Here is a 17,509-nt window from a genome sequence, read left to right as displayed (position 1 = left end):
CGGGGGGCCACGGCACCACGTGCCCCGGGCACCTAATATCTGCCCATGACACAGGGCGGAACGACGGAACACACGGAAGCGGACGGCTCGACCGGTTTCTGGGCGCCCGGGACGCACATCCTGTGGCGCTACCGGGAGAACGGCGGCGCGCGCATCCACATCGCGCGCCCCGTCACGGTCGTACGCGACGACTCGGACCTGCTCGCCGTGTGGATGGCGCCCGGCACGGAGTGCGTGAAACCGGTGATCGCCGACGGTACGCCGGTGCACCAGGAGCCGCTGGGCACCCGCTACACCCGGCCGCGCGCGGTGTCCCGGGGGCGCTGGTCGGGGACCGGGGTGCTGAAGCTGGCCCGGCCGGGCAAGCCCTGGTCGGTGTGGCTGTTCTGGGACCCGGGGTGGCGGTTCAAGAACTGGTACGTGAACCTGGAGGACCCGCTCGTCCGGTGGTCGGGCGGGGTGGACTCCGAGGACCACTTCCTGGACATCTCCGTGCACCCGGACCGCAGTTGGCACTGGCGGGACGAGGACGAGTTCGCGCAGGCGCAGCGGGACGGCCTGGTCGGTGCCGCGCTGGCCGAGCGGGTGCGGGCGGCCGGGCGGGACGCCCTCGCGGCGATCGCCGCCTGGGAGCCGCCGTTCTCGGACGGGTGGCAGGACTGGCGCCCGGATCCGTCCTGGGCGGTACCGTCGCTGCCACAGAACTGGGACCGTACGCCCGCGCGGGTGTCCCCGTGAGACCCTTGCTGGGCCCCAGGGCCGGAACCGTAGGATCGTCCTCCGCACGGAATCGGGCGGCAAACGCCGGATCATGCGCTGGGCTTGACCGATCGTCACCGAGGGGCGGCACGTCGTGAGCGAGGGGTACGGCAACACCGGTACGGGCCGGGGACGGCCGCCCGGCGGCACGGGAACGACTTGTGAGCACACGGGGATCCCGTTCCCGGGACCGGCTTTCCGGGTATCGGCATCCCGGCGGGACGAACTGCACGCATGGCGCCCGGCGCCGGACGGACGGACTCGACACGCGTGACGGAGCAGCGGACCTCCTTCGAGCGCCTGCAGCCGGGCGCCGCCCCCGCGGATCCCCGCGGGGCGTCGGCGCCTGCCCCCGACCCGGCCCGGGTGCCGGACACGGCGGCCGCCTTACCGGCACAGGGCCGTGCCGCCGGCGATGCGACGGGCGCCGTGCCCTCCGCGCCGCCGGCCGGAACACCCGCTCCGGCGGCCCCCGGCACGGACGGGACGCCGGCCTGCCCGGACACCGCCGTGCCCGAGGCCGCCGCCCGGGACGCCGGCCCGGTCGGTGAGCACTCCCAGCCGGGCGCCGAGCAGGGCGCCGGCCCCGACGCACCCCGGCCGCGTCCCGTGCCCGAGGGCATCCCCGTCCAGCCGGCCGGGGCTCCGGGCCGGACGGCGGTGCAGGCGCCCGACGGCACGGAGCGGCGCACGGGTCAGGTCATCGCGCCCGGGAAGCCGACGCCGATGCGGCGGGACGGCGACCGGCTGCGGTTCGTGGGCGCCGCGACCCGGCGGATCGCCCGCGGCATCGACCTGGACGAGATCGTGATGGGGCTGTGCCGGGCCACCGTGCCGACCTTCTCCGACGCGATCCTGGTCTACCTGCGGGACCCGCTGCCGGTCGGGGACGAGCGGCCCACCGGCCCGCTGGTGCTGCGGCTGCGCCGCAGCGACCGGATCCCGGCCGAACGGGACACCGAGGGCGCCGGGTTCGCGCCGCTGGTGCAGCCCGAGCCGTCCGAGCTGGACTCGGTCGGCGAGGAACTGTGCACGGTGCGGCCCGGCAGCGCGCTCGCCGAGGTGCTGCGCGGGGTCCGCCCGGTGTTCACGGACGCCCCGGCGGCCCGGGCGGCGCTGCCCGAACTGCTGGGCGCGGAGGGCGAGTCGGCCGTGCCCGACGGGCAGCGGGCGATCCTCGCGCCGCTGCGCGGACGGCGGCGGGTGATCGGCGCGGCGCTGTTCCTGCGCGGCCCGGAGCGCATCCCGTTCGAGGCGGACGACCTGCTGGTCGCCGCCCAGCTCGCCACGCACAGCGCGCTCGGCATCGACAAGGCGGTGCTGTACGGGCGCGAGGCGTACATCGCGGACGAGTTGCAGCGCACCATGCTGCCGGAGCACCTGCCCCGCTGCACCGGGGTGCGGCTCGCCTCGCGCTATCTGCCCGCCGCGGAGACGGCGCGGGTCGGCGGCGACTGGTACGACGCGATCCCGCTGCCCGGCAGCCGGGTGGCGCTGGTCGTCGGTGACGTGATGGGCCACTCCATGACCTCGGCCGCGATCATGGGCCAGCTGCGGACCACCGCGCAGACCCTGGCCGGGCTGGACCTGCCGCCGCAGGAGGTGCTGCACCACCTCGACGAGCAGGCGCAGCGGCTCGGGGTGGACCGCATGGCGACCTGCCTGTACGCGGTGTACGACCCGGTCGCGCATCGCATCACCATCGCCAACGCCGGTCACCCGCCGCCCGTCCTGCTGCACCTGGGCGGCCGGGCGGAGGTGCTGCGGGTGCCGGCGGGCGCCCCGATCGGGGTCGGCGGGGTCGACTTCGAGGCCGTGGAGCTGGACGCGCCCGCCGGGGCGACGCTGCTGCTGTACACCGACGGCCTGGTGGAGTCCCGGCTGCGGGACGTGTGGACCGGCATCGACCAGCTGCGCGACAAGCTCGCCGCGACCGCGCAGCTGACCGGGCCGGACCACCCGCCGCCGCTGGAGGCGCTGTGCGACGAGGTGCTGGACATGCTCGGCCCGGGTGACCGGGACGACGACATCGCGCTGCTCGCCGCCCGCTTCGACGGGATCGCCCCGAACGACGTGGCGTACTGGTTCCTGGAGCCGGAGGACGCGGCGCCCGGCCGGGCCCGCCGGCTGGCCCGGCGCGCGCTGTCGCGCTGGGGCATGGAGGACCTCACCGATTCGGTGGAACTGCTGGTCAGCGAGGTCGTGACGAACGCGGTGCGCTACGCCACGCGGCCGGTCACGCTGCGCCTGCTGCGGACCGACGTGCTGCGCTGCGAGGTCGGCGACGACGTGCCCCAGCTGCCCCGCCTGCGGCAGGCCCGCGCCACGGACGAGGGCGGGCGCGGCCTGTACCTGGTCAACCGGATGGCCCGGCGGTGGGGTGCGACCCGGCTGAGCACGGGCAAGGTGGTCTGGTTCGAGCTGAACCACACGGCCTGACCCGGCGCCGTACAGGCCCCGCGCGGTACGTACGGCGCCCGCGACACGAGAGGGGTGCCCCGGTGAGTCCACCGGGGCACCCCTCGTCGTGCCGGGCGCCGCTCCGCCGCCCCGCCGGCTACTGCTCCCGGTCCCCGTCGTCGGGGTCGTCGGGGAGCCCGATCGTCGGCGGGACGGTGCTCGGGCCGCCACCCGGCGGCTTCGTCGTCGGGTCCTGGCTCGGGGGCTGCGTGGTCGGCTCCTGGGTCGGCGACTGCGTCGTCGGCTCCTGGGTCGGCGGCTCGGTGGTGGGGGCCTCGCTCGTCGGGCTCTGCGAAGGTGACTGCGTGGCCGACGGCGTCCGGCTCGGCTTCACCGCCGCGCCCTGCCGGGTCCGCAGGTCGAACCGGCTGGGCTCCTTCATCACGCCGAAGGTGTACGCCGCCCAGATCCGGGCCGGGTACCCGCCGCCGTTGACGCGCTCGTTGCCGCCGGCGCCGTACATCTCGACCTGCTTGTGCGGGGGCTTGTCGTCCTCCCCGAACAGGCCGACCGTGGTGACCAGGTCGGGGGTGTAGCCCGCGAACCAGGCCGACTTGTTGTTGTCGGAGGTGCCGGTCTTGCCCGCCACCTGCTGGCCGCCGCGCAGCGGGTTGTCGCGCACCGCGCGGCGGGCGGTGCCGTCGTCGACCACGCCGGTGAGGACGGAGGTGACGGTGTCCGCCGCCTCGCGGTCGATGACCTGCTCGCCGATCGCGTCGGGCGGGGTGACGGTGCGGCTGCGGTGCTCGGCCTTCTTCAGGACGGTCGGGGTGGTCTTCTTGCCGTGGTTGTCGAGGGTGGCGTAGACGCCGGCCATCTGCAGCGGGCTGGCGCCCATGGAGCCCAGGGTCTGGGCGGGGACGGCCTCCAGGTCCTCGACCGCCATGCCCAGCTTGCCGGCGGTCTCCATCACCTTCGGCATGCCGACGTCGACGCCCATCTGCGCGAACACGGAGTTGACGGACTTGTTCATCGCCGTCTGCACGGTGATGTCGCCGTAGTCGACGTCGTCCTCGTTCTCCGGTGCGAAGCCGACCTTGCGGCCCCCGTCGACGACCTGGCGCTTGCTGGTGCCGTCGTAGACGGTGTTCGCCCCGATCGGCGTGCCGTCCTGCGTGGTGGCCTCCTCCTCCAGGGCGGCGGCAAGGATCACCGGCTTGAAGGTGGACGCGGGCTGGTAGTCGGTGCGGGTGGCGTTGTTGTAGTAGTGCTTGAGGTAGTCCTCGCCGCCGTACATGGCCACGACCCCGCCGGTCTTCGGGTCGACGGAGACGGCTCCGGCCTGGATGTCCGCGTCGACCTTGCGCTTCTGGGGGTCCAGCTCGTCGGTCAGCTGCGTCTTGACGGCCTTCTCCAGCGCCTTCTGCTTCTTCTTGTCGATGTTGAGGGTGATGGTCCAGCCGCCCGCGTCGACCAGGGCGTCGGCCTGCTTGGCGTCCTCGGCGGTGCCCTCGGCGACCAGTTGCCGCTTCAGCGCGGCGTTGGCGGCCTGCACCAGGTAGCCGGTCTGCCCGGCCATGCCGGGGTCGCCCTTGGGCTTCTTCGGCTCCGGGAACTTCATGCCGGACCGCTCGGAGGCGTCGAGCCAGCCCTGCTCGACCATGTTGTCCAGGACGTAGTTCCAGCGCTGGGTGACCAGTTTGCGGCCGGTCTCGGAGGCGACGGCCCAGTCGTACTGGCTGGGCGCCTGGAGCAGCGCGGCGAGGTAGGCGCCCTGCGCGACGGTGAGCTCCTCGGCGTCGACCTGGTAGTAGGCGCGGGCGGCGGCCTGGATGCCGTAGGCGTTGCGGCCGTAGTAGCTGGTGTTGATGTAGCCGGCGAGGATGTAGTCCTTGGACTTCTCGCGGTCCAGCTTCAGCGAGATGACCAGTTCCTTCAGCTTGCGCGAGACGGTCTGGTCCTGGGTCAGGTAGTAGTTCTTGACGTACTGCTGGGTGATCGTCGAGCCACCCTGGGCGCCCTTGCCGGAGAGGGTGTTGACCAGGCCGCGGGCGGTGCCCTTGAGGTCGACGCCGGCGTCGTTGTAGAAGGTCTTGTTCTCGGCGGCGACGAAGGTGCGCTGGACCGGCTTGGGGATCCGGGCGAGGTCGACGACCTCGCGGTTGACCTCGCCGTCGCGGGCCATGATCGAGCCGTCGCTGTACTGGTAGACGTTGCTCTGGCGCTTGGCGTCGGCGTTCCCCTCGGGGATGTCGATCATCATGTAGAGCACGATGAAGGCGCCCATGCCGAGCAGGCAGAGGGTGAAGAACGTACCGAGGAGCTTCTTCCAGGTGAAGAGGCGGCGTATGCCGGTGCGTCCGGCACGCGGCCCGCGACGGCTGCCGGGCGCCGCCCGGCGCCCACCGCGCTGCCGGGCGCGCCGCTCGTCCGCTCGTCCCATGGGTCCCTCTGCTCCGCTTCGCTCATGTGTGTGATGCAGCCACACGGGTTCGGCCGCTCGGGTCAGCTCAGAAAGCTAACACCGGGGGCTGTGACAAAGGCTGCCGATGCGGTCGTTTAGGACGTGACAATCAGCACCCGCCCCACCGGAACCGACGTCCGGGGGCTGTGCGGGGTTGTCGGGACGCGTTAAAGTGATATCACTTGGATAGGCAGACGCTAGCCGCACCGCGCGCATCGCGTCCTGAGGAAACGGGGGACATCCCATGACCGCACCCGACGACCGCGTCCCGGCGGCCGGCACACCCGACACGCCCGAGATGCCCGAGCCCCGCGTCCGCGAGGTCCCGGCGCACAGCATCGGGGGCGGACTCGCCCTGATCCTCGGCCTGGCAGGGCTGCTTGTCGGCGCCGCGATGATCGTCTCGGCCGTCCCGGTCACCGCGGTCGCCGGCAAGGCGGTGCTGATCACCGGCGGCATCCTGGTCGCCCTCGCCTCCTTCCTCGCGATGTGCGGGCTGAACATGGTGGCGCCGGGCGAGGCCCGGGTGGTCCAGCTCTTCGGCCGGTACCGGGGCACGATCCGCCAGGACGGCCTGCGCTGGGTCAACCCCCTCACCTCGCGCACCAAGATCTCCACCCGGGTGCGCAACCACGAGACGGCCGTACTGAAGGTGAACGACGCCTACGGCAACCCGATCGAGCTGGCCGCCGTGGTGGTGTGGCGCGTCGAGGACACCGCTCAGGCGACCTTCGAGGTCGACGACTACGTCGAGTTCGTCTCCACGCAGACCGAGGCCGCCGTCCGGCACATCGCCATCGAGTACCCCTACGACGCCCACGAGGAGGACGGCCTCTCGCTGCGCGGCAACGCCGAGGAGATCACCGAGAAGCTGGCCGTCGAGCTGCGCGCCCGGGTGGAGGCGGCCGGCGTGCAGATCATCGAGTCCCGCTTCACCCACCTCGCCTACGCGCCCGAGATCGCCTCGGCGATGCTCCAGCGGCAGCAGGCGGGCGCGGTCGTGGCGGCGCGCCGGCAGATCGTGGAGGGCGCGGTCGGCATGGTGGAGATGGCGCTGGACCGGATCACCGAGCAGGACATCGTGGAGCTGGACTCGGAACGCAAGGCGGCCATGGTGTCCAACCTGATGGTCGTGCTCTGCGGGGACCGCTCCGCCCAGCCCGTCCTCAACACCGGGACCCTCTACCAGTGACCGGCCCCTCGGACCTCCCGGGCGGGGACTCCCCGGGCGGGGGGCCCGCCCGGCGCGGGCCGCAGCAGCGCAAGCAGGTGCTGCTGCGGCTGGACCCCCTGGTGTACGAGGCGCTGGCGCGCTGGGCGAACGACGAGTTCCGCTCGGCCAACGCCCAGATCGAGTTCCTGCTGCGGCGGGCGCTCGCCGAGGCGGGCCGGCTGCCCGGCGAGGCCCGGCCCATCCCCCGCCGGGGCCGCCCGCCGGGCAGCGGCCGGGAGGCCGGGCCACCACCGCCGGACCGGCCCGAACCCTGACCGGCCCGAGCCGCGGTCGGCTCGAGCCACGGCCGGCCCGAGCCCTGGTCGACCGAGCCCCGGTCGAACCTGGCCCTGGTCGATCCGAACCCAGGTCGATTTGGCCCGGACCGACCCGAGGCCGGAGCGGCCCGCGTCCGGTCGGCCCCCGAGCGGCGCCGACCGGCCCCCGGGGCGCCGTAGACGCCCGTCCGGGCCACGCACTCCCGCCCCGGTGACAGAACCGTGACAACCGGCCCCCACCAGGCCCGGAACACCCCCCACCCCCACCTGCACACGGCATGTATACACAGCGCGTATACACACTGTGTAGAGTGCGCGTCATGTCCATCGGTCACACCCTCCTGGGACTCCTGGAGTCCGGCCCGCGCCACGGTTACGACCTCAAGCGGGCCTTCGACGAGAAGTTCGGTCACGACCGGCCGCTGCACTACGGCCAGGTCTACTCGACGATGTCCCGGCTGCTGAAGAACGGGCTCGTCGAAGTCGACGGCATCGAGGCCGGCGGCGGCCCCGAGCGGAAGCGGTACGCGATCACCGAGGCCGGCATCACCGATGTCGAGCGGTGGCTCGCCACCCCCGAGAAGCCCGAGCCCTACCTGCAGTCGACCCTCTACACCAAGGTCGTCCTCGCGCTGCTCACCAGCCGCGACGCCTCCGACGTGCTGGACACCCAGCGCTCGGAACACCTGCGCAGCATGCGCATCCTCACCGACCGCAAGCGCGGCGGCGACCTCGCCGACCAGCTGATCTGCGACCACGCCCTGTTCCACCTGGAGGCGGACCTGCGGTGGCTGGAGCTCACCGCGGCCCGCCTCGACCGGCTCCGGGAAGCGGTGGTCCGGTGACCCTCGCACCTCCCGGCCCGCCCGGATCCCTGCTCGTCGCCCGCGACCTGCGCAAGGCCTACGGCCCGACGAACGCGCTCGACGGCGCCGACTTCTCCATCCACCCCGGCGAGGTCGTCGCCGTGATGGGGCCCTCCGGCTCGGGCAAGTCCACGCTGCTGCACTGCCTCGCCGGGATCGTCACCCCCGACTCCGGGTCGATCACCTACGACGGACGCGAACTGAGCACCATGAGCGACGCCGGTCGCAGTGCGCTGCGCCGCTCGGAGTTCGGCTTCGTCTTCCAGTTCGGGCAGCTGGTCCCGGAACTCACCTGCGTGGAGAACGTCGCCCTGCCGCTGCGGCTCAACGGCACGCCCCGCAAGGCGGCCGAACGGGCGGCGCTGACCTGGATGGAACGCCTGGAGGTCGACGACGTCCGCGCCAAGCGGCCCGGCGAGGTGTCCGGCGGCCAGGGACAGCGGGTCGCCGTGGCACGGGCGCTGGTCACCGACCCGCGGCTGCTGTTCGCCGACGAACCCACCGGCGCCCTGGACTCCCTCAACGGGGAGCGGGTCATGGAGCTGCTCACCGACGCCGCCCGGTCCTCCAACGCCGCCGTCGTCCTCGTCACCCACGAGGCACGGGTCGCCGCCTACTCCGACCGCGAGATCGTGGTGCGCGACGGCCGGTCCCGGGACATGGAGCGCGTCGTATGAACGCCCGTCAGTGGGCGCGGGACCTCGGCATGGGCCTGCGGTTCGCCTTCGCCGGCGGGCGCGAGGGCTGGATCCGGGCGCTGCTCACCGCCGTCGGCGTCGGACTGGGCGTGGCGCTGCTGCTGCTCACCACCGCCCTGCCCGGCGCGCTCGCGGAGCGGGACCGCCGGGAGGAGGCGCGGCTCAACTACACCTACGGTGAGGAGATCGGGCGCGGCGACGACACCCTGATGACGGCGGACGTCGACACGGCCTTCGGCGAGCTGCACGTCCGCGGCCGGATACTGGAGCCGGAGGGGGACAAGGCCCCGCTGCCGCCGGGACTGACGAGGTTCCCCGCACCCGACGAGATGATGGTCTCCCCCGCCCTGCGGGAACTCCTCGACTCGGACGACGGTGCGCTGCTGCGCGAGCGGCTTCCGTACGAGGTCGTGGGCACCATCGGCGAGCAGGGACTGATCGGTTCGCAGGAACTGGCCTACTACGCCGGCGCCGAGGGCCTGCCGGACCGGGTGCACGACGGGACGGCCGGCCGGATCAGGGCCTTCGGCAACCCCGACGCGACACCGGAGGAACTGGACCCGGTCCTCATGCTCCTGGTGCTGGTCGTGTTCGTGGTGCTGCTGATGCCGGTCGCCGTGTTCATCGCCGCGGCCGTCCGCTTCGGCGGCGAGCGGCGCGACCGCCGGCTGGCCGCGCTGCGGCTGGTCGGTTCCGACGGCGGCATGACCCGCCGGGTGGCCGCCGGCGAGGCGCTCGGCGGGGCCCTGCTCGGCCTGCTGTTCGGCACCGTCTTCTTCCTGGCCGGACGGGAGTTCGCGGCGTCCGTCGAGCTGTTCCGGATCAGCGTCTTCCCCAGCTACCTGAACCCGTCCCCGCTGCTGGCGCTGCTGGTGGCCGTGGCGGTGCCGGCCGCCGCCGTGCTGGTGACGCTGCTGGCGCTGCGCGGTGTGGTCATCGAACCGCTGGGCGTGGTCCGCACGGCGCGGCCGGCGCGGCGCCGGCTGTGGTGGCGGCTGCTGCTCCCGCTGGCGGGTCTCGGCATGCTGGCGCCCATGCTCGGCCAGGGCCGGGAGAACGGGGACTTCAACGGGTACCTGGTCACCGGTGGTGTCATCTGCCTGCTCGTCGGGGTCACGGCGCTGCTGCCGTGGATCGTGGAGACGGTCGTCGGCCGGCTCGGCTCGGGCAGTGTGTCCTGGCAGCTCGCCGTGCGCCGCCTGCAGCTCAGCAGCGGGGCGGCGGCCCGCATGGTCAACGGCATCGCGGTCGCGGTGGCCGGTGCGATCGCGTTGCAGATGCTGTTCGCCGGGGTCGAGGACGACTACACCCGGGAGACGGGCTTCGAGGTCTCCCAGGCCCAGATGGCGTTCCACGTGCCCGCGCACCTGGACCTCTCCGAGGCCACGGCGAAGCTGAAGGACACCGAGGGCGTCCGCGCGGTGTACCCGCTGTCGGACACGTACCTGGGCGACCGGCCCTGGAGCCAGGAGCCCGAACGCAGCGCCCAGGCGACCGTCGGCGACTGCGCGGCCCTGCGCCGGGTGGCCAGGCTGCCCTCGTGCGCCGACGGCGACGTCTTCGCGCTGCGGGGCGGCGAGTTCGACACCGACACCGCGCCGCTGAGCAGGCCGGGACAGAAGCTGTACGCCGAGACGGAGGCCGCCGACGGGAAGGTGACCGACGTCGCCTACACCCTGCCCGACCCGCTGAAGGAGGCCGACTCCGTCGAGGACCCGACCGGCGTCCGGCGCGGCGGCTTCCTGATGACCCCGGGAGCCCTGACGGCCGGCCTGGCGGAGACGCTCAGGGGGCACGTGTACCTCTCCGTCGACGACTCGGTCCCGCACGCCCGGGAGCACGTGCGCAACGCGGTCGCCGCACTCGACCCGCTGGCCCAGCCCACCTCTTGGTCGACGACCGAGCGTTCCGAGCGCTTCGACGCCGTGCGCACGGGCCTGTTCGTCGGCGCCACGGCCGTGCTGGTCCTGATCGGGGCGAGCCTGCTGGTGTCCCAGCTGGAGCAGTTGCGCGAACGCCGCAAGCTGCTGGCGGCCCTGGTCGCCTTCGGCACCCGGCGGCGCACGCTGAGCCTGTCGGTGCTGTGGCAGACGGCGATCCCCATCGGCCTGGGCCTGCTGGTGGCGTCGGCCGTCGGCATGACCCTGGGCGCGGTGCTGCTGCGGATGACCGCGACGCCCGTCCGGGTGGACTGGCCGAGCGTCCTGCAGATGACCGGCATCGGTGCGGGCGTCGTCGTGGTGGTGACGCTGCTGAGCCTGCCGCCGCTGCTGCGCATGATGCGGCCGGACGGGCTGCGCACCGAGTAGGGCCGGGGATCGGCCGGTGCCCGGACGGCCACCGTCCGGGCACCGGCCGGGAGCCCACCCGGAGGCAGGCCGGGTCCCTGCCGGTGCTCAGGCGGCCACCGTCCGCACCGGCAGGGAGTCCAGCGCCTCCCGCAGTGCCGCCGCCAGCTGCTCGTACTCGGCGGAGCGGGCGGTGCCGGTGCGCATCACGAGGGCGACGCGGCGGGTGGGCGCCGGTTCGGCGAAGCAGCCGGTGAGGAGGCGGCCGGCGCGGTTGGTCTCCACGTCGACGGCCGTACGGGGCAGCAGGGTGACGCCGAGTCCGCCGGCCACCAGCTGCACCAGCGTGGACAGCCCGGCCGCCGTCGTGGTGGCCGGGACTCCCGCGCGTCCGGCCTCCCGGCAGATCTCCAGGGCCTGGTCGCGCAGGCAGTGCCCCTCGTCGAGGAGCAGCAGCTTCAGCTCCCGCAGCACCTCCCGGGGGATGCCCCGCCGCCCGCCCAGTGCGTGGTCCGGCGGTGTGACGAGCACGAAGTCCTCGTCGAAGAGGGGGAGTTCGGTCACCCCGGGCACTCCGAGGGGCACGGCCAGGAGCAGCAGGTCCAGGCGCCCGCAGGCGAGTCCGTCGAGCAGCCGCGCGGTCTGCTCCTCGTGCACCTGGAGGTCGAGGTCCGGATAGCGGTCGTGGACCAGCCGCAGGACCGTCGGCAGCAGGTAGGGCGCCACCGTCGGGATCACCCCGAGCCGCAGCGCCCCGGTGAAGGGTGCCCGCAGCGCCTCGGCCTCCTCGATGAACGCGCCGACGTCCTCCAGCACGGCCTTGGCGCGGGCGGCGAGACGCTCACCGGCCGGCGACAGCAGCACCTTGCGCGTCGTACGCTCGATCAGCGTGACACCCAGTGTCTCCTCCAGCGCGGACACGGCTCCGGACAGGGCCGGTTGGCTCATTCCGATGGCCGCGGCGGCGTCCCGGAAGTGCAGGTGCTCGGCGACCGCGGCGAACGCCCTGAGCTGCGCGAGGCTGGGCTGTCTGCGCCTGTTGCCGACCGTCACTGATAGCTCCCTCCGATCAACACGACCGAGTGTAGCTATTTCACTAATCAATGCACCCTGTGCCAACATCATGATCGTCCAACCCATGGGAAACACCGCATTACGGGTGTTTCTTCGCTGCAAGGAGAGCGCGTGCTCACTGTCGGTGACAAGTTCCCCGAGTTCGAACTGACCGCCTGCGTCTCGCTGGAGAAGGGCAAGGAGTTCGAGACGATCAACCACAAGACCTACGAGGGCAAGTGGAAGATCGTGTTCGCGTGGCCCAAGGACTTCACCTTCGTGTGCCCCACCGAGATCGCCGCCTTCGGCAAGCTGAACGAGGAGTTCGCCGACCGCGACGCCCAGGTCCTCGGCTTCTCCGGTGACTCGGAGTTCGTGCACCACGCCTGGCGCAAGGACCACGACGACCTGCGCGACCTGCCGTTCCCGATGATGGCGGACTCCAAGCACGAGCTGATGCGCGACCTCGGCATCGAGGGCGAGGACGGCTTCGCCAAGCGCGCCGTGTTCATCGTGGACCAGAACAACGAGATCCAGTTCTCCATGGTGACCGCCGGTTCCGTCGGCCGGAACCCGAAGGAGGTCCTGCGGGTCCTGGACGCCCTGCAGACCGACGAGCTCTGCCCGTGCAACTGGACCAAGGGCGAGGACACCCTGGACCCGGTCGCGCTGCTGGCCGGGGAGTGACCTGACATGTCCCTCGATTCCCTGAAGTCCCGCATACCGGACTACGCCAAGGACCTGAAGCTCAACCTGGGTTCGGTCATCGGCAACTCGGACCTGCCGGCCCAGCAGCTGTGGGGCACGGTGCTGTCGACGGCCATCGCCTCGCGTTCGCCGATCGTGCTGCGCGAGCTGGAGCCGGAGGCGAAGGCGAACCTGTCGCCGGAGGCGTACACGGCCGCCAAGGCCGCCGCCGCGGTGATGGCGATGAACAACGTCTTCTACCGCACCCGGCACCTGCTGTCGGACCACGAGTACGGCACCCTGCGCGCCGGCCTGCGGATGAACGTCATCGGCAACCCGGGCGTCGACAAGGTCGACTTCGAGTTCTGGTCCTTCGCGGTGTCCGCGATCAACGGCTGCGGCATGTGCCTCGACTCGCACGAGCAGGTGCTGCGCAAGGCCGGCGTCGAGCGGGAGGCCGTGCAGGAGGCGTTCAAGATCGCCGCGGTGGTCCAGGCGGTCGCCGCCACGCTGGACGCCGAGGCCGTCCTCGCGGAGTGACCCCGGCGCCCGACGGCGCGTGAAGCAGCGGGCCCGGCCACCCTCTCGGGGGTGACCGGGCCCGTTGCCGTGCCGTGTCCGGTGCGCTATCCGCCGCGGGAGTCCGGCGGGCCCGGCTCCTCGGCGGTGCCGGCGTCGGGCGGGGGCGGGGGCGGGGGCAAGGCTCCCCCCGCGGACGCCTCCGCGGCGGTCGCGGTGACGGCCGTGGCGCCGCGGGGCCGCGGGGCCAGCTGGTTCGACGCCTCCTGGGAGTAGGCGCGCAAATAGGTGGCGACCGTGTTGGTGACCGCGACCAGCGGGACGGCGACCACCGCGCCCCCGATGCCGGCCACCATGCCGCCGGTGGCCACGGCCAGCACCACGGCGAGCGGGTGGACCCGCACCGCGCGGCCGAGGATGAACGGCTGCAGGATGTGGCCCTCGATCTGCTGCACCGCCAGCACCACGACCAGGGTCATCACGGCCGTGAACACGCCCTGGGTGACGAGCGCGACAACCACCGCCAGGGCGCCCGAGACGACCGCGCCGACCAGCGGGATGAACGCGAACAGGAAGATGAAGACGGCCAGCGGCACCGCCATCGGCACGTCGAGGAAGTAGATGCCGAGGCCGATGAAGATGGCGTCGATGAGGGCCACTATCACCGTGCCGCGCACGTACGCGGTGAGGGTCCGCCAGGCGGCCGGGCCGGCGCCGGCGACACCGGGGCGGGCGACGGCCGGGACCAGCTTCAGTGTCCACTCCCAGATGCGGCGGCCGTCGTAGAGCAGGAACAGCGTGGAGAACGCGGCCAGCAGGATGCCGGTGAGCGCCTCGACGACGACCGTCACGCCCTCCAGCCCCACCGAGGTGATCTGCTCGCTGTTGGCGCCGACCGCGTCGCGGAGGTTCTTGGCGATCTCGTTGATCTGCTTGTCGGTGACGTGGAAGGGGCTGTTCAGCAGCCAGTTGCGCAGTTCGTCGATGCCGCTCTGGATCTGGCTGGTCAGGGTGTCGATGTTCTCCATGACCTGCCAGGTCACGAACCAGCCGATGAGTCCCATGACGACGAAGCCGAACAGCGCCGTCAGGGAGGTGGCCGGTCCGCGCGGCACCCCGAGGCGACGCAGCCGCGCCACCGTGGGCTGGAGCAGGGCGGTGATGAGCAGGGCGGCGACGAAGGCCAGCACCACCAGCTGGACGGCGCTGATGACCCGCATGAGCACCCAGACGGTGCCCGCGAGCACCAGCAGCCGCCAGCCGGCCTCGGCGGCCACCCGCACGCCCCAGGGCACGGCCTGCGCCGGGTCGGGGCGCGCCGGGACGGCGGGCGCGTAGTCGGGCGGTGGGGGCACGTGTCCCTCGGAGGGGGCGGCGACGGCGGCGGGTACGCCCTCGTCCTCCCGCTCCACCTCGGCTCGGCGTTCGTCCAGTCGTCTGCCGACCGCCGTCAGTCCGGCTCCGACCCGATTGAGCCATCGAGGCACTCGCGACATGATCCGTCCTCTTCCCCCGTTTCTCCCCACCACTCCCCCTGGAGTCGTCGGTCAGACGCTACAGGGCGAAAGCCCCGCACCGTAGGACGGTGCGGGGCTTTCCCGAGGTCGAGCCGGGGGTGGAGGCCCGCCGGGCCTCCGGTACCGGTGTCGTGCGGCCGGAAGGACCGGCCTAGTACCAGTGGTTGGCCTGCCAGAACGACCAGGCGCCGCAGGGGCTGCCGTAGCGCTCGTTCATGTAGTTCAGGCCCCACTTGATCTGGGTGGCCGGGTTGGTCTGCCAGTCGGCGCCGGCGGACGCCATCTTGGAGCCCGGGAGCGCCTGCACGAGACCGTACGCGCCCGAGGAGGGGTTGACGGCCTTGTAGTTCCAGGTGGACTCGCGGGTCACGATGTTGCTGAAGCACTGGAACTGGTCGCCGGGGATCATCTGGCGGGCCATGGCCTGGACTTCGGCGACGGTGTAGCTCGACTTGGCGGCGAAGCTGGACGCGTCACGGGTCGCGGAGCGGCTGGCGGCGGCCTTGGTCTCGGCCTCGCGCTCCTTGGCCTCCTTCGCGGCCTGGGCAGCCTTCTGGGCCTGCTCCTTCTTGGCCACGGCGGTCTTGGCGGCGGCCTTGCGGGCGGCCTCCTCCGCGTCCTTCTTGGCGGTCGTGTCCGCGGCGATGGCCATCGTTTCGGCCTGCTGCGTCACGGAGGCGGTCTGTACCTGGGCCTGCTGGCCCGCGGGGATGTCCGCGAGCAGCGTGGTGCCGGCTGCCGTCGCCTCGACGTCGTTGTTCTGCGCGGTGCTGCCCGAGGCAACGCCGACGACGCTTCCGACAGCGGTGACCGCGGTGGCCGAAGCCACTGCGAATCCCCGGACCGAGATCCGGCTCACACGGTTTCCTTCCAGCATCGCCCGCTTCGGTGACCCTCGCGGACGCGATCGTGCCCCTGGCACTGGCCTCCCCAACTGCGGGCCACGGGAGGCGCGGGCCCGGTGGGCAACCCCCCGGGAGGGGAGCGCCGCGTGGTGCTCGGGCGGCATACGACGACGCTATGCAGTTGGAAGCGGTGCTTCGGTCGGTGTCCCGTACCGCTGGGGGTACGGATGTGTCGTATGCGGGGCCTGACAGGAACGAGACTCTGCCGTAATCCGGCCGCGACAGGCAATTCCCTGCCACGTGTGAAAGCTCACACCTCGTTCGCCCCAGGCGTTTTCCGGAAAAGCCCGCGCACGCCGACGCCGCCCGGCTAGGCTCTGTGCCTTTCCGGACGGCGTCAACTCCTGCGCGTTCTCCCCTTTTCAGTGGATGACGGTCAGACCTGGCCGTCTTCGAGCATTTCGGTCACCAGTGCGGCGATCCGGGACCTTTCGGACCGGGTCAGGGTGACGTGGGCGAAGAGCGGATGCCCCTTCAGTTTCTCGACCACGGCGACCACTCCGTCGTACCGGCCCACCCTGAGGTTGTCCCGCTGGGCCACGTCATGGGTCAGCACGACCCGCGAATTGGCCCCGATCCGGGACAGAACGGTCAACAGCACGTTCCGTTCCAGCGACTGGGCCTCGTCGACGATGACGAACGCGTCGTGCAGTGAGCGGCCCCGGATGTGGGTGAGCGGCAGGACCTCCAGCATGCCGCGCGCGGTGACCTCCTCGATGACCTCCCGCGAGGTGACCGCGGACAGCGTGTCGAAGACCGCCTGCGCCCAGGGGCTCATCTTCTCGGCCTCGGTGCCGGGCAGGTAGCCGAGCTCCTGCCCGCCCACCGCGTACAGCGGCCGGAAGACCATCACCTTCTGGTGCTGACGGCGCTCCAGCACCGCCTCGAGCCCCGCGCACAGCGCCAGCGCCGACTTTCCGGTGCCGGCCCGGCCGCCCAGGGACACGATGCCGACGTCCGGATCGAGGAGCAGGTCGAGCGCGATGCGCTGCTCGGCGCTGCGGCCCTTGATGCCGAACACCTCCCGGTCCCCCCGCACCAGACGCACGTTGCCGTCGGGCGTCACCCGGCCGAGCGCCTTGCCGCGCTCGGACTGGAGGGTCAGACCGGTGTGCACGGGCAGGTCGGACGCCTCGGGCACGTAGACGTGCCCCTCCTCGAAGAGGATGTCCACCTGCTCGCCGGGCAGGGTCAGTTCGGACATTCCGGTCCAGCCGGAGGCGTCCGTGACGGCGAGTTCGGCGCGGTACTCCTCGGCGAGGAGCCCGACGGAGGACGCCTTGATCCTCAGCGGCAGGTCCTTCGACACGACCGTGACGTCGAACCCCTCGGCCTGCAGGTTGCGGGCGACCGCGAGGATGCGGGAGTCGTTGTCCCCCAGGCGGTAGCCGCTGGGCAGCACGCTGGGGTCCGAGTGGTTGAGCTCCACCCGTACGGTGCCGCCCAGGTCCCCGATGGGGATGGGGGCGTCGAGGCGACCGTGGCGCACCCGGAACTCGTCGAGCAGGCGCAGGGCCTGCCGGGCGAAGTAGCCCAGTTCGGGATGGTGCCGCTTGGCCTCCAGTTCCGTCACCACGACGACGGGGAGCACCACCTCGTGCTCGTCGAAGCGGTTCAGGGCGCCTGGGTCGGCCAGCAGGACGCTGGTGTCGAGGACATAGGTGCGCCGGTCGGGCTTGTGGCGCTTCGTGCTGGTCACCACGGAAGGACGTACCCCCTCGGATGAGGTCGGGGAGCGACGGAGCGGAGCCGGGCCGGGCGGCCGATGCCGATCGTGACCTGCCGGGCGTACACCGCGGCCGGTCGACGACGCCCCCGCGCAGCGGGGCGCGAACCGGCCCTCGGCTGCTCTGTCCGTGCCG

At 72.4% G+C, this 17,509-nt stretch carries 14 protein-coding genes; 9 read left to right on the top strand and 5 right to left on the bottom strand.

Going from position 1 to position 17,509, the window contains the following annotated elements; genetic code table 11:
* The first annotated feature begins 45 nt into the window (after window positions 1–45).
* Both AB0F01_RS08340 and AB0F01_RS08335 read left to right on the top strand, forming a co-directional pair.
* Entirely contained in the window at window positions 46–738 is a 693-nt protein-coding gene (locus tag AB0F01_RS08340; protein ID WP_362091191.1) for a DUF402 domain-containing protein, read from the top strand.
* Window positions 739–993: 255 nt separating this feature from the next.
* On the top strand, window positions 994–3,198 hold the full coding sequence (locus tag AB0F01_RS08335) for a SpoIIE family protein phosphatase (protein WP_362091188.1): 2,205 nt from the start codon (window positions 994–996) through the stop codon (window positions 3,196–3,198).
* A 118-nt stretch (window positions 3,199–3,316) separates the two neighbouring features.
* Here AB0F01_RS08335 and AB0F01_RS08330 read toward each other — a convergent pair whose 3' ends face one another.
* Window positions 3,317–5,602: a transglycosylase domain-containing protein gene (locus AB0F01_RS08330; protein WP_362091185.1), complete on the bottom strand. Its 2,286-nt coding sequence runs from the start codon at window positions 5,600–5,602 to the stop codon at window positions 3,317–3,319.
* Between the two features lie 265 nt (window positions 5,603–5,867).
* Between AB0F01_RS08330 and AB0F01_RS08325 the strand changes: the two genes are divergently transcribed.
* The 5 genes from AB0F01_RS08325 to AB0F01_RS08305 all read left to right on the top strand — a co-directional run bounded on the left by AB0F01_RS08325 (window position 5,868) and on the right by AB0F01_RS08305 (window position 10,987).
* A complete protein-coding gene (locus tag AB0F01_RS08325; protein WP_362091182.1) occupies window positions 5,868–6,815 on the top strand; it encodes an SPFH domain-containing protein in 948 nt (315 codons plus the stop codon).
* On the top strand, window positions 6,812–7,111 hold the full coding sequence (locus tag AB0F01_RS08320) for a hypothetical protein (RefSeq protein WP_362091180.1): 300 nt from the start codon (window positions 6,812–6,814) through the stop codon (window positions 7,109–7,111). Before AB0F01_RS08325 ends, AB0F01_RS08320 begins: the two co-directional genes overlap by 4 nt.
* Before the next feature lie 323 nt (window positions 7,112–7,434).
* The gene (locus AB0F01_RS08315; RefSeq protein WP_362091177.1) at window positions 7,435–7,959 is read left to right on the top strand and encodes a PadR family transcriptional regulator; all 525 of its coding nucleotides are present in this window, start codon (window positions 7,435–7,437) and stop codon (window positions 7,957–7,959) included.
* Window positions 7,956–8,657 (top strand): ABC transporter ATP-binding protein, encoded by a 702-nt coding sequence (locus AB0F01_RS08310; RefSeq protein ID WP_362091175.1) that lies wholly within the window; start codon window positions 7,956–7,958, stop codon window positions 8,655–8,657. Before AB0F01_RS08315 ends, AB0F01_RS08310 begins: the two co-directional genes overlap by 4 nt.
* On the top strand, window positions 8,654–10,987 hold the full coding sequence (locus tag AB0F01_RS08305) for an FtsX-like permease family protein (RefSeq protein ID WP_362091172.1): 2,334 nt from the start codon (window positions 8,654–8,656) through the stop codon (window positions 10,985–10,987). The genes AB0F01_RS08310 and AB0F01_RS08305 overlap by 4 nt, the downstream gene beginning before the upstream one ends.
* 87 nt (window positions 10,988–11,074) lie before the next feature.
* Here AB0F01_RS08305 and AB0F01_RS08300 read toward each other — a convergent pair whose 3' ends face one another.
* Window positions 11,075–12,019 carry a LysR substrate-binding domain-containing protein gene (locus AB0F01_RS08300; RefSeq protein ID WP_362091169.1) on the bottom strand — a complete coding sequence of 315 codons (945 nt, stop codon included), beginning with the start codon at window positions 12,017–12,019 and terminating at the stop codon, window positions 11,075–11,077.
* A 132-nt stretch (window positions 12,020–12,151) separates the two neighbouring features.
* Between AB0F01_RS08300 and AB0F01_RS08295 the strand changes: the two genes are divergently transcribed.
* Together AB0F01_RS08295 and AB0F01_RS08290 are read left to right on the top strand one after the other, a co-directional pair.
* On the top strand, window positions 12,152–12,706 hold the full coding sequence (locus AB0F01_RS08295) for a peroxiredoxin (RefSeq protein ID WP_362091166.1): 555 nt from the start codon (window positions 12,152–12,154) through the stop codon (window positions 12,704–12,706).
* 6 nt (window positions 12,707–12,712) lie between these two features.
* Window positions 12,713–13,246, top strand: a complete 534-nt coding sequence (locus AB0F01_RS08290; RefSeq protein ID WP_362091163.1) for an alkyl hydroperoxide reductase — start codon at window positions 12,713–12,715, stop codon at window positions 13,244–13,246.
* Window positions 13,247–13,332: 86 nt separating this feature from the next.
* Here the strand turns inward: AB0F01_RS08290 and AB0F01_RS08285 are convergent, their stop codons facing one another.
* The 3 genes from AB0F01_RS08285 to AB0F01_RS08275 form a co-directional block, all read right to left on the bottom strand.
* Entirely contained in the window at window positions 13,333–14,721 is a 1,389-nt protein-coding gene (locus AB0F01_RS08285) for an AI-2E family transporter (protein ID WP_362091161.1), read from the bottom strand.
* 172 nt (window positions 14,722–14,893) lie between these two features.
* Window positions 14,894–15,619, bottom strand: a complete 726-nt coding sequence (locus AB0F01_RS08280) for a transglycosylase SLT domain-containing protein (protein ID WP_362091158.1) — start codon at window positions 15,617–15,619, stop codon at window positions 14,894–14,896.
* A gap of 404 nt (window positions 15,620–16,023) precedes the next feature.
* Entirely contained in the window at window positions 16,024–17,349 is a 1,326-nt protein-coding gene (locus AB0F01_RS08275; protein WP_362091155.1) for a PhoH family protein, read from the bottom strand.
* Between the last annotated feature and the right edge of the window lie 160 nt (window positions 17,350–17,509).

The organism is Streptomyces sp. NPDC029526 (assembly GCF_040637405.1).
Lineage (GTDB): Bacteria > Actinomycetota > Actinomycetes > Streptomycetales > Streptomycetaceae > Streptomyces.
Note: the sequence above shows the minus strand (reverse complement) of the source record. Positions and strands in the feature narration are given on the sequence as shown.

Bases quoted from the DNA above. Each gene is read 5' to 3' on its own strand.
- AB0F01_RS08340 (WP_362091191.1), top strand. From the start codon at position 46: ATGACACAGGGCGGAACGACGGAACACACGGAAGCGGACGGCTCGACC.
- AB0F01_RS08335 (WP_362091188.1), top strand. From the start codon at position 994: ATGGCGCCCGGCGCCGGACGGACGGACTCGACACGCGTGACGGAGCAG.
- AB0F01_RS08330 (WP_362091185.1), bottom strand. From the start codon at position 5,602: ATGGGACGAGCGGACGAGCGGCGCGCCCGGCAGCGCGGTGGGCGCCGG.
- AB0F01_RS08325 (WP_362091182.1), top strand. From the start codon at position 5,868: ATGACCGCACCCGACGACCGCGTCCCGGCGGCCGGCACACCCGACACG.
- AB0F01_RS08315 (WP_362091177.1), top strand. From the start codon at position 7,435: ATGTCCATCGGTCACACCCTCCTGGGACTCCTGGAGTCCGGCCCGCGC.
- AB0F01_RS08305 (WP_362091172.1), top strand. From the start codon at position 8,654: ATGAACGCCCGTCAGTGGGCGCGGGACCTCGGCATGGGCCTGCGGTTC.
- AB0F01_RS08290 (WP_362091163.1), top strand. From the start codon at position 12,713: ATGTCCCTCGATTCCCTGAAGTCCCGCATACCGGACTACGCCAAGGAC.
- AB0F01_RS08285 (WP_362091161.1), bottom strand. From the start codon at position 14,721: ATGTCGCGAGTGCCTCGATGGCTCAATCGGGTCGGAGCCGGACTGACG.
- AB0F01_RS08280 (WP_362091158.1), bottom strand. From the start codon at position 15,619: ATGCTGGAAGGAAACCGTGTGAGCCGGATCTCGGTCCGGGGATTCGCA.